The sequence below is a fragment of the Pseudomonas sp. NFACC16-2 genome, assembly GCF_900119205.1.
GTDB classification, from domain to species: domain Bacteria; phylum Pseudomonadota; class Gammaproteobacteria; order Pseudomonadales; family Pseudomonadaceae; genus Aquipseudomonas; species Aquipseudomonas fluorescens_Q.
Window position 1 is genome coordinate 17,630 of record NZ_FPIX01000018.1, and the last position, 14,224, is coordinate 31,853.

The 14,224-nt window shown below is 62.3% G+C and carries 11 protein-coding genes and 1 pseudogene; 6 read left to right on the forward strand and 6 right to left on the reverse strand.

Annotated elements, in window-relative coordinates:
• Positions 1–28: 28 nt before the first annotated feature.
• The gene (locus BT116_RS16145; RefSeq protein WP_072345510.1) at positions 29–388 is read right to left on the reverse strand and encodes a PilZ domain-containing protein; all 360 of its coding nucleotides are present in this window, start codon (positions 386–388) and stop codon (positions 29–31) included.
• Positions 389–677: 289 nt separating this feature from the next.
• Positions 678–1,052, reverse strand: coding sequence for a tetratricopeptide repeat protein (locus BT116_RS16150; protein WP_053124682.1), 375 nt, complete (start codon positions 1,050–1,052; stop codon positions 678–680).
• Positions 1,053–1,424: 372 nt separating this feature from the next.
• Between BT116_RS16150 and pyk the strand changes: the two genes are divergently transcribed.
• Positions 1,425–2,876, forward strand: coding sequence for a pyruvate kinase (gene pyk, locus BT116_RS16155; protein WP_063324585.1), 1,452 nt, complete (start codon positions 1,425–1,427; stop codon positions 2,874–2,876).
• 86 nt (positions 2,877–2,962) lie between these two features.
• On the opposite strand, the gene BT116_RS16160 is transcribed toward pyk, so the two are convergent.
• The 3 genes from BT116_RS16160 to BT116_RS16170 are packed head-to-tail and all read right to left on the reverse strand — an operon-like array spanning position 2,963 to position 5,775.
• Positions 2,963–3,712, reverse strand: coding sequence for an enoyl-CoA hydratase (locus BT116_RS16160; protein ID WP_072345512.1), 750 nt, complete (start codon positions 3,710–3,712; stop codon positions 2,963–2,965).
• Between the two features lie 28 nt (positions 3,713–3,740).
• On the reverse strand, positions 3,741–4,676 hold the full coding sequence (locus BT116_RS16165; RefSeq protein WP_072345514.1) for an iron-sulfur-binding ferredoxin reductase: 936 nt from the start codon (positions 4,674–4,676) through the stop codon (positions 3,741–3,743).
• Positions 4,669–5,775, reverse strand: coding sequence for a GGDEF domain-containing protein (locus tag BT116_RS16170; RefSeq protein WP_063325235.1), 1,107 nt, complete (start codon positions 5,773–5,775; stop codon positions 4,669–4,671). Before BT116_RS16170 ends, BT116_RS16165 begins: the two co-directional genes overlap by 8 nt.
• Before the next feature lie 529 nt (positions 5,776–6,304).
• Here BT116_RS16170 and BT116_RS16180 point away from each other — a divergent pair.
• From BT116_RS16180 to BT116_RS16195, 4 genes are all read left to right on the forward strand, one after another.
• A complete protein-coding gene (locus tag BT116_RS16180; protein ID WP_063324582.1) occupies positions 6,305–7,828 on the forward strand; it encodes a fumarate hydratase in 1,524 nt (507 codons plus the stop codon).
• A gap of 292 nt (positions 7,829–8,120) precedes the next feature.
• Positions 8,121–9,887 carry a sensor histidine kinase gene (locus BT116_RS16185; protein WP_072345519.1) on the forward strand — a complete coding sequence of 589 codons (1,767 nt, stop codon included), beginning with the start codon at positions 8,121–8,123 and terminating at the stop codon, positions 9,885–9,887.
• On the forward strand, positions 9,880–11,205 hold the full coding sequence (locus tag BT116_RS16190; protein WP_072345521.1) for a sigma-54-dependent transcriptional regulator: 1,326 nt from the start codon (positions 9,880–9,882) through the stop codon (positions 11,203–11,205). The genes BT116_RS16185 and BT116_RS16190 overlap by 8 nt, the downstream gene beginning before the upstream one ends.
• Before the next feature lie 291 nt (positions 11,206–11,496).
• Positions 11,497–12,816, forward strand: coding sequence for an MFS transporter (locus BT116_RS16195; RefSeq protein ID WP_072345523.1), 1,320 nt, complete (start codon positions 11,497–11,499; stop codon positions 12,814–12,816).
• 102 nt (positions 12,817–12,918) lie between these two features.
• Here BT116_RS16195 and BT116_RS16200 read toward each other — a convergent pair whose 3' ends face one another.
• A complete protein-coding gene (locus BT116_RS16200) occupies positions 12,919–13,677 on the reverse strand; it encodes a COG4705 family protein (RefSeq protein WP_072345525.1) in 759 nt (252 codons plus the stop codon).
• Positions 13,678–14,006: 329 nt separating this feature from the next.
• Here BT116_RS16200 and BT116_RS16205 point away from each other — a divergent pair.
• Positions 14,007–14,224: pseudogene (locus tag BT116_RS16205) on the forward strand (hypothetical protein); the annotation flags it as partial.

The window sequence follows — 14,224 nt, forward strand, 5'->3', positions numbered from 1 at the left end:
GTGTCGCGCCAACAAAAGTGACCGGGGCTCAGGCCGATTCCGGCAACGGATAAAAACTGAAATATTGCTGCAATGCGCTGATCAGTTGCCCGTACTCCGGCGGCGCCCATTGCAGGCTGAAACCGGCGTCGAAATGCTGCGGCGTCACGTCTTCGCGGCACCACAGGCAATTGGCTCGGAGCACAATGTTCTGCTGCGGTCCCTCGTCGGAAGGGATTTTCAGGTGCAAGTCAAAGTCCGCGCCGACCATCAACGGTAAATGGCTGATCAGCATCAGGCCATCTGCAGAAACGTTGCCCAAAAAACCGATGGGCTTGCCGTTGACGCCATTAAACACTCTCAGGAAACACGACAGCTGCTGCCGTTCGATGCGCCGTTTTTTGTACATGTCCTGTATCGCTTTTTGAACGACCCCGAATCGGGGCAACCTAATACTTCGGAACGAGCACACGCCAGCTCGCTCTCCCCGATCCCGGTGCCAGACGCTCGAAAGCGTTCAAGCCTAGTGCTGCCGGTCACAGGTGCCGCTTGAAGTTAGAGATTTAGCTCCAATGACGATTTGTACAAATATAGCTCATGGTCGTGTGGCAGCCAGTCCGTGCGCACACCTTTCATAAACAAAAACACCCGGGGCTTGTGGCCAGGGATCGCCCCCGGCCCATGGCTTGATGAGCCTGTCAGGACGCCGTCGGGCGGATCGCCGACGCGCTGCGGGTCGGGTAATGGCCCAGGCTCTGCAGGGTCTCGAGCCGGGCGCGGGCGCGGAAGGCGTATTCACTGTTAGGGTATTGCGTGATGATGAACTGGTAGGTCTGCGCCGCATCGACAAACAGCTTCTGCCGTTCCAGGCACTGGCCGCGCAGCATCGAGACTTCCGGCTGCATATAGCGGCGGGCACGGCTGGCGCGGTCGACCTGGGACAGTTCGAGCATGACCTGCTCGCAATTGCCGCGGTCATAGGCCTTGTAGGCCAGGTTCATGTGATGGTTCATCGACCAACGGGTGCAGCCCGTGACGCTGAGGGCCAGGGCAACAAAAAGCACGAATCGCATGGGAGGTTCTCCTGTCTTGAGCCCTGTATCGACCTGGCTGGGAAAATCTTCAGCCTGAAATGGAACCGGGTCTGCTCTTGTGGCGAGGGGATTTATCCCCGTTGGGCTGCGAAGCGGCCCCAAAACAATAAATTCGGTCGGCCTGACACACCGAGCTGCCTGATTTCAGGGCTGCTTCGCAGCCCAACGGGGATAAATCCCCTCGCCACAGATAAATCTCCTAACCACGGAGGTTTGTGTAGCCCAAAGAGGTGTGAAAATTTTCAGGAATGTTCATTTCGAAAAACAAACGAAAAAGTAGTGCATATGAACAATGACTACACCCAAAGAGCATAGTAGCCTTCGCTGGCGCTTGAACTTGAGGAGTCTTGCATGTCCGTCCGTCGCACCAAAATCGTCGCTACCCTTGGCCCGGCCAGTAATTCGCCGGAAGTTCTCGAACAGCTGATTCTGGCTGGCCTGGACGTCGCCCGCCTGAACTTTTCCCACGGTACCCCCGAAGAACACAAGGCACGTGCCAAGCTGGTGCGCGACCTCGCCGCCAAGCACGGCCGTTTCGTTGCCCTGCTGGGCGACCTGCAAGGCCCGAAGATCCGTATCGCCAAATTCGCCAACAAGCGCATCGAGCTGAAGATTGGTGACACCTTCACCTTCTCCACCAGCCATCCGCTGACCGAAGGCAACCAACAGGTGGTGGGTATCGACTACCCGGACCTGGTCAAGGACTGCGGCGTGGGCGATGAGTTGCTGCTCGACGACGGTCGCGTGGTGATGCGCGTCGAGACCGCCACCGCCACCGAACTGAACTGCGTCGTGACCATCGGCGGCCCGCTGTCGGACCACAAAGGCATCAACCGCCGCGGTGGTGGCCTGACCGCACCGGCCCTGACCGAAAAAGACAAGGCCGACATCAAGCTGGCCGCGGAAATGGAAGTCGATTACCTGGCCGTGTCCTTCCCCCGTGACGCCGCCGACATGGAATATGCCCGTCAACTGCGCGACGAAGCCGGCGGTACTGCCTGGCTGGTGGCCAAGATCGAGCGCGCCGAAGCCGTCGCCGACGACGAAACCCTCGACGGCCTGATCAAGGCCTCCGACGCGGTGATGGTGGCCCGTGGCGACCTGGGCGTGGAAATCGGCGACGCCGAGCTGGTGGGCATCCAGAAGAAAATCATCCTGCACGCACGTCGCCACAACAAAGCGGTGATCGTCGCGACCCAGATGATGGAGTCGATGATCCAGAACCCGATGCCGACCCGCGCCGAAGTGTCCGACGTAGCCAACGCCGTATTGGACTACACCGACGCCGTGATGCTCTCGGCCGAAAGCGCCGCGGGTCTCTACCCGCTCGAAGCAGTGCAAGCCATGGCGCGTATTTGCATCGGCGCTGAAAAGCACCCGACCAGCAAGACCTCCAGCCACCGCATCGGCAAGACCTTCGAGCGCTGCGACGAGAGCATCGCCCTGGCGACGATGTACACCGCCAACCACTTCCCGGGCGTGAAGGCGATCATCGCCCTGACCGAAAGTGGCTACACACCGTTGATCATGTCGCGCATCCGTTCCTCGGTGCCGATCTACGCGTTTTCCCCGCACCGCGAAACCCAGGCTCGCGCCGCCATGTTCCGTGGCGTCTACACCGTGCCGTTCGATCCGGCCGCCCTGCAACCGGGCGAAGTCAGCCAGGCGGCGGTGGATGAGCTGGTCAAGCGTGGCGTGGTGCAGACCGGTGACTGGGTCATCCTGACCAAAGGCGACAGCTACCACACCATCGGCGGCACCAACGGGATGAAAATCCTGCATGTTGGCGACCCGATGGTCTGAGTGACCGAGCGCTGGAAAACAAAAGCCCTGCCATGTGAATGGCGGGGTTTTTTGGTTTTTGCTCTTGGAGAATGTAGTGCCTGAACTCAATGCCTGTTGATAAACCCCGACAACGCTGCTACCGCCTCGGGCGAGCGCAGGCATTGGGTGAACAGCTTGCCCTCTGCTTCAATCACCTTGCGCAACAGTTCCCGGTCCGGCGCTTTCATCAGTTGCTTGCTGATACTCACCGCTTCAGCCGGCAACGACTCGAAACGCAGCGCCACCTCCCGCGCCTTGGCCAATGCCGCCTCGCCACTGTCCATTGCCTCGGTGGCAATGCCCCAGGCGACCGCTTGTTCGCCACTGAAGCCCTCGCCCAACAGCAACAATTGCGCGGCCTTGGCCTGGCCCAGCAACCGTGGCAGGATGAGGCTGGAGCCGAATTCCGGGCACAGCCCCAAGTTGACGAACGGCATGCGCAGCCGCGCGTCCCGGCTGACGTAGACCAGGTCGCAATGCAACAGCAACGTGGTGCCGATGCCCACCGCCGGCCCGGCCACGGCGGCGATCACCGGTTTGCGGCAATCGAGCAGGCTGAGCATGAACTGGAACACCGGGTTATCGAGGTCGTTCGGTGGTTGTTCGAGGAAGTCGACGATGTCGTTGCCGGCGGTGAAGCAGTCGCTGGAGCCGGTGAGCAGCACTGCGCGAATCTGCGGGTCGCTGTCCGCCATCGCCAGGGCCTGGGCCAACTGACTGTACATGGCCCGGGTCAGGGCGTTTTTCTTTTCCGCACGGTTCAAGCGCACCGTCAGCAGGCCGCGTTCTCGGTCGAGCAACAGGGTTGGGGTCATGGTCGGTCTCGCGTCTGGAAATCAGCGCTCAACCACGGGGCAGGAAGACGTCGGCCAGCAGTTGGTTGCGCGGCAAGCCGGCCAGGTACAAGCGCTTGGCAAAGGCCTCGACCCGGTCGGGATGGCCGCAGAGTAAGGCCTGGGTTTGCCGTGAAACAAGCCGCAGTTGCGCCAAGGCGGACGGCGCCTCGGCCGCGGTCAGCAGTTCCACGGTGAGGTTTTGGTGCTTGGCCGCCAGCGCCGCCAGGGGTTTGGCCAGGTAATGCCCGGCCGCATCATGGGCCACGTGAATAAGGCGAATCGCGCCTTGGTGATCCTGACGCAAGGCTTCGCGCAGGAGGCCGAACAGCGGCGCCAGGCCAGTGCCGGCGGCGAGCAGCCACAGCGGCCTGGCGTGCCAGTCGGGGTCGTAATGCAGGGCACCGCCGCGCAACTCGCCCAGGCGGATCGGATCACCGGCCTTCATCCGCCGGGCCGCATCAATGAATTGACCGGGCTCGCGACAATCGAGGTGGAACTCCAGGAAACGGTCTTCCTCGGGCAGGCTCGCCAGGGAATACGGCCGGGCCACGTCGCCGGCCCACAGCACCAGATGCTGCCCGACCCGATACCGCAGCGGCCGCTCGGGGGTGAGGCGCAGACGCAGCACCTCACCGCCCAGCCAATCCACCGCCATCACCTGGGCGGCCTGGCCGTCGCGTTGCGGGTCGAAGGTGTGGATCTGCACATCCTCGACCACCTGGCATTGGCAGGCCAGCCGCCAACCCTGGTCGCGCTGCGTCGGGCTCAGGGCGTCGGGGCGGCTGTCGCGCACATCACCGCCCACACACTGCACCAGGCAGGCGTGGCAGCTCCCGGCGCGGCAACTGTAGGGCACCGCCACGCCTGCACCGTTCAAGGCGTCCAACAGGTTACTGCCCGCCGCCACCGTCCATTGCCGACCGGCGACTGTCAGTTCAGGCATCGACGTTCTCCCAGGCGGCAGCGCACCGATTGCGGCCGTCTCGCTTGGCACGGTACAGGGCCTGGTCGGCACGCTGCAACGCGTTGTCCAGGTCATCGCCCATTCCCAGCATCGTCATGCCCGCCGACAAGCTGAGGGCGCCGACCTGCAGACCGATCAGCTCGACTTCAGTGAATGCCAGCCGCAGCCTTTCGCAGCAGGCCGTCAGGCGCTGGGGATCGCAGGCGGGCAGTAGCATGACGAACTCCTCGCCACCATAACGGGCCAATACATCGCCCTCACGCAGGCACGCGGTGGCGACCGCGGCAAATGCCTGCAGCACCTGGTCGCCGGCGGCGTGGCCGTGCAGGTCGTTGATGCGCTTGAAATGGTCGAGGTCGATCAGGGCCAGGCCATGGGCGATACCGGGCCTGAGCGTGTTGAGTTCGCGCGAAGCGAGGCGCAGGAAGTGGCGGCGATTGAACAGCCCGGTCAGCTCGTCGGTGGCCACCAGGTCTTCGAGCTGGCGCATCATCCCGCGCAAGGTGTCCTGGTGCGCCTGCAGGGCAAACCGCCGCTGACGCATGCGCTGACGTGAGATCTGGACGTAGCGGGCGTAAAACACCAGCCACACCAGCACCAGAAACAGCACGGCCACCTGCAACCCGGCCAAGGTGGGATCGGGAAGCCTGAAGAAGTAACCGTCCCAAAGGGTAATAGCGGCGAAGCTGATGAACACCAGCGTCGCGCAGCGCACGAAGGCCCGGCGCGACAGATGAAACAGCCCGAACAGCAGGATCAATACATAAAACACCAGGAACACGCCCCGAGCCTGGTCCAGGTGCGCCATCATCCAGGTCTGCCAGCCCAGGCCGATCAACACCTGCGCTTCGGTAAGGCTGGGGTCGGCGAAGCGCAGGTTACGGTCCGTGATAAACAGCGCGAACAGCCCAGCCTGGCACAGCACGACCAACACGCTGCCGATGATGACACCGCGCAACGAATCGAGGTAATGACCACTGAAAAATGCCAGCCACAATAAAACCAGTGCCAGCGCGTACGTCGCGGCCGCCAAAGCGAAGCGTTTCAGCAAAAGACGTTGAATGGCGTTATGGGTCAATCGTTGACTCACCATGGGAAAGGAAACTGACAGGAGGCGTCCTACGCTACAGGCCAGACGCCACTTTAGTGGCGTGTAGGACAAATGACCATTCAATTCTGGAGCAGAAAAATGGCGTCAAAGCAATGGCCCAGATTGACGCATTTGTTTGCTGCGGGCGGAACCCAGTTTGGACCAGAGACAAGGTTCCCCTGTGACAAGGAGACCATCTGTGGCGAGGGGATTTATCCCCGCTGGGCTGCGCAGCAGCCCCTTAACCAGACAACTCGGTGTGTCAGGCTGATCTCGTTCAGTTTTTTGGGGCTGCTGCGCAGCCCAGCGGGGATAAATCCCCTCGCCACAGATTAAATCCCCTCGCCACAAAGGCAGCTCGCTCCCACAGGGGGCCGGCCTGCGATATACTGCCGCGCCTTTTTAGCGTCGCGCCAGCATGCCCGGCGTGCCTTATAGAGGTGCCGCCCGTCGACCGATGCACCCAAGCGGCCGGCACCTTATTGAATGTTCCCGTCTTTAGAGAGGAGCGCGACTCATGACCGTGATCAAGCAAGATGACCTGATACAGAGCGTTGCCGACGCTTTGCAGTTCATTTCCTACTACCACCCGGTGGATTTCATCCAGGCGATGCACGAGGCCTACCTGCGCGAAGAATCGCCAGCGGCCCGTGACTCCATGGCGCAGATCCTGATCAACTCGCGCATGTGCGCCACCGGCCACCGGCCGATCTGCCAGGACACCGGCATTGTGACCGTGTTCGTGCGCGTGGGCATGGACGTGCGTTGGGATGGCGCGACCATGAGCCTGGACGACATGATCAACGAGGGCGTGCGTCGCGCCTACAACCTGCCGGAAAACGTCCTGCGTGCGTCCATCCTCGCCGACCCGGCAGGCGCACGTAAAAACACCAAGGACAACACCCCGGCAGTCATCCACTACTCCATCGTCCCCGGCAACACCGTGGAAGTGGACGTGGCGGCCAAGGGCGGCGGTTCCGAGAACAAGTCGAAGATGGCCATGCTCAACCCGTCCGACTCCATCGTCGACTGGGTACTGAAAACCGTGCCGACCATGGGCGCCGGCTGGTGCCCACCGGGCATGCTGGGTATCGGCATCGGCGGCACCGCCGAGAAAGCTGCGGTCATGGCCAAGGAAGTGTTGATGGAATCCATCGACATCCACGAGCTCAAGGCGCGCGGCCCGCAGAACCGTATCGAAGAGATGCGCCTGGAGCTGTTCGAGAAGGTCAACCAACTGGGCATCGGCGCCCAGGGCCTGGGTGGCCTGACCACCGTGCTCGACGTGAAGATCATGGACTACCCGACCCACGCCGCTTCGCTGCCGGTGTGCATGATCCCCAACTGCGCCGCCACCCGTCACGCCCACTTCGTGCTCGACGGCAGCGGCCCGGCGTCGCTGGAAGCGCCACCGCTGGACGCCTACCCGGAAATCGTCTGGGAAGCCGGCCCGTCGGCTCGCCGCGTGAACCTCGACACCCTGACCCCGGAAGAAGTCCAGAGCTGGAAACCGGGCGAAACCGTGCTGCTCAACGGCAAGATGCTCACCGGCCGCGACGCGGCGCACAAGCGCATGGTCGAGATGCTGAACAAGGGTGAAACCTTGCCGGTGGACCTCAAGGGCCGCTTCATCTACTACGTCGGCCCGGTCGATCCGGTAGGCGACGAAGTCGTCGGCCCGGCCGGCCCGACCACGGCCACGCGGATGGACAAGTTCACCCGCCAGATCCTCGAGCAGACCGGCCTGTTGGGCATGATCGGCAAATCCGAGCGCGGCCCGACCGCCATCGAAGCGATCAAGGACAACAAGGCGGTCTACCTGATGGCCGTCGGCGGTGCCGCTTACCTGGTGGCCCAGGCGATCAAGAAATCCAAGGTCCTGGCGTTCGCCGAGCTGGGGATGGAAGCGATCTACGAGTTCGAGGTCAAGGACATGCCGGTGACCGTTGCGGTCGACAGCAAAGGCGAGTCGGTGCACATCACCGGTCCTGCCATCTGGCAAAAGAAGATCAGTGACAGCCTGGCGGTGGAAGTGCAGTAACACGCGCTTTGCTGCTGTAAAAAAGGCCGGTGAGGCGACAAGTCCACCGGCCTTTTTTATGTTGAACCCTGTCGGAGCCAGGTGAACACCACACCTCAATCCACCGCCTACCCCCTGTGGGAGCGAGCTTGCTCGCGATGGCGGCTTGTCAGTCAACATCAATGCTGAATGATCCACCGCCATCGCGAGCAAGCTCGCTCCCACACCGGTCATGGGCCGGCTCAAGTACATGATCGCTCGAAGCAACCGCCATGCTATCGTGCCCGCCCGACTTGCAACTGTTCACACCAGCATGCTGCCAACTACCCGTACCTTGCGTCTGTCGTTGTACACCTTGCTGATCCTCACCGGCGCAGCCGTTGCCGCCACCCTCGCCGTGCGCCACGCCGAACGCGTGGCCCTGGAAGAAGACGCCAGCCGTGCCAACCAGCAGTTGGCGCTGTACGCCACTTCACTGCACACCCTGATCGAGCGCTACCGCGCCCTGCCCGCTGTGCTGGCGCTGGACCCGGAGCTACGTTCGGCCCTCAAGGGACCGGTCGGCGCGGCGCAGCAGGATGTGTTGAACCGCAAGCTGGAACAGATCAATGGCGCCGCCCAGTCATCCACCCTGGAATTGCTCGACCACACAGGGTTGGCCGTCGCGGCCAGCAACTGGCGCCTGCCCAGCAGCTATGTCGGGCACAACTATGGCTTTCGTCCATATTTCCTCCAGACCCGCACCCAGGGCACCGGACGTTTTTATGCGGTGGGCGTGACCAGCGGCATCCCGGGATACTTCCTCTCCAGCGCCGTGACCGACGACAACGGCGAGTTCCTCGGCGCGATGGTGGTAAAGCTGGAGTTTCCGGAGCTTGAACGCGAATGGCGCCAGGGCAGCGACACTCTGCTGGTCAGCGATGCCCGAAGCATCATCTTCATCGCCAACCGCCCAGGCTGGCGTTATCGCCACTTGCAGCCGCTAAGCGACAGCGACCGCGCCGAGCTCAAGGCCACCCGTCAATACGACAAACAACCGTTGCAACCGCTGGCTTACGAAACGTTGCGGCGCTTTGACGACAATAGCCATCTGGCCCGGGTCGAGACGCCCGATGGCGCGGCGGACTACCTGTGGGAATCCTTGCCGCTGACCGCCGAAGGCTGGACGCTGCACTTGCTGCGCCGTCCGCAGATCGCCTTCGAAGACCGGCGTAATGCCGGGCTCGCGGCCGCCGGGTCGTGGCTGGCGCTGGTGTTCCTGCTGCTGTTTCTCAACCAGCGCTGGCGCCTGGCAAGGTTGCGCCAGCGCAGCCGCGAAGAGCTCGAACGGTTGGTCGAAGAACGTACCCGGGATCTGCGCACGGCCCAGGACGGGTTGGTGCAATCGGCCAAGCTGGCGGCACTGGGGCAGATGTCGGCGGCCCTGGCCCATGAAATCAACCAGCCCTTGACCGCCCAGCGCATGCAATTGGCGACCCTGCGCCTGTTGCTCGATCACGGTCGGGTCGATGACGCCTACAAGGCCCTCAAGCCGGTGGACGACATGCTGACGCGCATGGCCGCCCTCACCGGCCACCTGAAAACTTTTGCCCGCAAAAGCCCCAGCGGCCTGCGCGAACGCCTGGACCTGGCGGCTGTGGTCGACCAGGCGCTGCAATTGCTGGACACGCGCCTGCGCGACGAACAGATCAGCACCGTGTTGCACCTGACTCGACCGGCCTGGGTGCGCGGCGATGCGATCCGCCTCGAACAAGTGTTGATCAACCTGCTGCGCAATGCCCTCGACGCCATGGCCGAGCAACCCATCAAGCGCCTGGAAGTGCGCCTGGAGGCCGATGAGCAATTGTGGCGCCTGACCGTCAGCGACAGCGGCACCGGGATCGCCGAGGAACACCTGGCCCAGGTGTTCGATCCATTTTTCACCACCAAGGCGGTAGGCGACGGCCTGGGCCTGGGGCTGGCGGTTTCCTTCGCGATCATTCATGAATCCGGCGGGCGGCTGACGGCAGACAATCACGAACATGGCGCAGTATTCTGCGTGACCTTGCCCATCGATCAGGAGGCGCAACTGCATGCTTGATTCTGTCATGGTCGTGGATGACGAAGGCAGCATCCGCAGTGCCGTCGAGCAATGGTTGAGCCTGTCGGGGTTCCAGGTGCAGTTGTTCAGCCGCGCCGACGAATGCCTGGCCCGGTTGCCGGAGCATTTCCCCGGGGTGATCCTCAGCGACGTGCGCATGCCCGGCCTCAGCGGCCTGGAGCTGTTGGCCGAAGTGCGTCGCCGCGATCCGGACCTGCCGGTGATTCTGTTGACCGGCCACGGCGACGTGCCCATGGCTGTGGAGGCCATGCGCGACGGCGCCTACGACTTCCTGGAAAAACCCTTCAGCCCCGAAGCCCTGCTCGGCAGCCTGCGCCGGGCCCTGGACAAGCGCACCCTGGTCCTGGAAAACCGTCGCCTGCATGAACAGGCCGACGCCCGGGCCCGCCTCGATGGCACGCTGCTGGGCGTTTCCCGGGCGCTGCAAAACCTGCGGCGCCAGGTGCTGGACCTGGCGGCACTGCCGGTCAACGTATTGATCCGCGGCGAAACCGGTAGCGGCAAGGAACTGGTCGCCCGTTGCCTGCACGATTTCGGCCCGCGGGCGAGCAAGCCCTTCGTCGCGTTGAACTGCGCAGCCATTCCCGAAGCGCTGTTCGAAGCGGAGCTGTTCGGTCACGAAAGCGGCGCCTTCACCGGCGCCCAGGGCAAGCGCATCGGCAAGCTCGAATACGCCAACGGCGGCACGCTGTTCCTCGATGAAATCGAGAGCATGCCCCTGGCCCAACAGGTCAAGTTGCTGCGAGTGTTGCAGGAAAAGAAGCTTGAACGCCTGGGTTCCAACCAGAGCATCGACGTGGACCTGCGCATCATCGCCGCGACCAAGCCCGACCTGCTGGATGAAGCCCGGGCCGGGCGTTTTCGCGAAGACCTGGCCTATCGCCTGAACATCGCCGAGCTGCGCCTGCCGCCGCTGCGAGAACGGCGCGAGGACATTCCCTTGCTGTTCGAACACTTCACCCACACTGCCGCCGAACGCCTGGGCCGCCCCGCTGCGCCCCTGAGCGGTCCGCAGTTGAGCCATCTGCTGAGCCACGACTGGCCGGGCAACGTGCGAGAGCTGGCCAATGTCGCCGAACGCCAGGTGTTGGGGCTGGCTCAACTGCCCGCCCTGGAGACGGAACCGGGCCAGTCCCTCGCGGCCCAGCAGGAAGCCTTCGAAGCCCAATGCCTGCGCGCCGCCCTGACGCGGCACAAAGGCGATGTGAAAGCCGTGCTCGAAGAACTGCAACTGCCGCGCCGCACCTTCAATGAAAAGATGCAGCGCCATGGGTTGAGTCGAGAGATGTTTCTGTAGGGTGTTGATCGCTCCCACGCACCCGCGTGGGAACGCCGCCAGGGACGCTCCGCGTTCCGCTCTGGAGGTGACGCAGAGCGTCACGGGATGCATTCCCACGCCGGAGCGTGGGAACGATCAACATAAGCGGATTCCCGCTCACGCCGAATCCAAAACAAGCGGATTTCCGCTCATCTAACGCCATAAACCCCTCTAGACCGGCCCTCCTCCCGCTGGCACAGCTCCTGCTATAGCCCTGGCAGGCTGCGTTCCCACGCGCTCCACAAAAACAATTAAACGAAGGATCCTTCAATGGACAACTCCAACGCCCTGCCCCTTGGGTCGGCCGCCGCGCCTGCCCGTGAAAGAACCACCGCCAGCCGGATCAAATCGATCTTCAGCGGTTCGGTCGGCAACATGGTCGAGTGGTATGACTGGTACGTCTACGCCGCTTTCTCGTTGTACTTCGCCAAAGTCTTCTTCCCCAAGGGCGACACCACCGCCCAATTGCTCAATACCGCCGCGATCTTCGCCGTGGGCTTCCTGATGCGCCCGATCGGCGGGTGGTTGATGGGCCTGTACGCCGACCGTGCTGGTCGCAAACGGGCGTTGATGGCCTCGGTGTACCTGATGTGCTTCGGCTCGCTGATCATCGCCCTGAGCCCCAGCTACGAAACCATCGGCGTCGGCGCACCGATCCTGCTGGTGTTTGCCCGCCTGCTCCAAGGCCTTTCGGTAGGTGGCGAGTACGGCACCTCGGCCACCTACCTGAGCGAGATGGCGACCAAGGAACGTCGCGGCTTCTTCTCCAGCTTCCAGTACGTGACCCTGATCTCCGGCCAGCTCATCGCCCTCGGCGTGCTGATCGTGCTGCAACAGTTCCTCACCACCGAACAGCTGTATGCCTGGGGCTGGCGCATCCCGTTCGCCATCGGCGCTCTGTGCGCGATCGTCGCGCTGTACCTGCGGCGCGGCATGGAAGAAACCGAGTCGTTCACCAAGAAGGAAAAAGCCAAGGAAAGCGCCATGCGCACCTTGCTGCGCCATCCCAAGGAACTGATGACCGTGGTCGGCTTGACCATGGGCGGCACGCTGGCGTTCTACACCTACACCACCTACATGCAGAAATACCTGGTGAACACCGTCGGCATGAGCATCTCCGACTCCACCACCATTTCCGCTGCCACGCTGTTCCTTTTCATGTGCCTGCAGCCGGTGATCGGCGGCCTGTCGGACAAGATCGGTCGCCGGCCGATCCTGATCGCCTTCGGCATCCTCGGCACGCTGTTCACCGTGCCGATCCTCACCACCCTGCACACCATCCAGACCTGGTGGGGTGCGTTCTTCCTGATCATGGCCGCGCTGATCATCGTCAGCGGCTACACCTCGATCAACGCCGTGGTGAAAGCCGAGCTGTTCCCCACCGAAATCCGCGCCTTGGGCGTCGGCCTGCCGTACGCCTTGACCGTGTCGATTTTCGGCGGCACCGCTGAATACATAGCCCTGTGGTTCAAGAGCATCGGCATGGAAACCGGTTACTACTGGTACGTCACGGCGTGCATCGCTGTGTCGCTGCTGGTGTACATCACCATGAAAGACACCCGTAAACACTCGCGGATCGTGACTGACTGACAGGGTTCCACCGTCACTGCAACGGTGACGGTGATGGCCCCATCGCGAGCAAGCTCGCTCCCACAGGATAGCGCTGGACCTGTGGGAGCGGCGGCGCGTTAATCAGCTCAACTCAGCCGCACGCTGGCCGTTGCCATAACGGTTCTGCGCATAGGTCGCGCCAGCGATCATCACAATCAATATCCCCGCCAACACCGCCGACGAACCGATGGTGCCGAAGTCCAGGCCCCCCTTGTCATGAGACTTGGTCATCAAGTCGCCCAGCGTCGCGCCAAGGGGACGGGTCAACACGAACGCTACCCAGAACAACACCACCGACGAAATCCTGGTGAAGTACCTGAGCAGTACCACCACGGCGATGGCCGAGCTGATCAGCAACGCGCCACCGGCAAATCCAAGGCCCGAATCGTCGGCCAGGTAATCACCGAGGGCGGTGCCCAGGGTGTTGGAAAACAGAATCGCCATCCAATAGAACATCTCGCCGCGAAAGGTCTGCACCTTGGTGACGTTGAGCGAATCCCCACTCAGGCGCCAAGCCGCGAAGATCGCCAACAGAATCGCAATCAGGATCATCGACCCGGTGGCGTAACCCAACTCCAGGGTGCGGTCCATGAAATCGGACATCGTGGTGCCCGCCGTGCTGGTGGACAGGATCACGATCCAGTACAGGGCAGGCTTGTAAGTCTTGGCCATCAGTTGCGTGACCAGGGTCAGGACAAACACGCTGATCAAAATGAGCGAGCTGATGGCGTAGCCGACATCGAGGGTCATGGACAACAGATCCCCCGCGGTTTCGCCCAGGGTCGTCGCGCAGATCTTCATGACCCAGAAGGCCAGGGTGATTTGAGGCAATTTATTCATCGCAGGCTCCAGAGGATGGCGGCCGACTCTTGGGTTCCAGCCGTAGGGCAAATTGACATCGCCGCAGTGAAAAACCGGTCGGTAATGCATGAAAAATCTGTCATTCAACTGCGATTAATCGCCGGTTAATGCGCTGGCTTCACCCTGGGTTCACAGAATCGATGACCTGCGCGAGGTTCGCTCCGACTGCCGAAGCGAATTAAATACGTCGCCCTTAACATCGATTTAATCGATTGTTTTTAGCATTATTTTGCGCTTTTTAATCAATTTATTCGGCGTAGCATTCAACCCATGCAAGACACATCGCCAACGAACCCGGAGTGACCACCATGAAAACCAAACTGATCCTTGCCTTGACCCTGTCTGTACTGGCTGCCAACACCTTCGCCGCCGACGGTTTCGATAAAACCGGTACCGCCTCCTTCGGCTCGGGCGCCAACGCTGCCATCGAACGCAGCCATGCCGGTAGCTACGCCGCCGATGGTTTCGACAAGACCGGCACCGCCGACGCCATCGCTGCTGACGGCTTCGACAAGACCGGCACTGC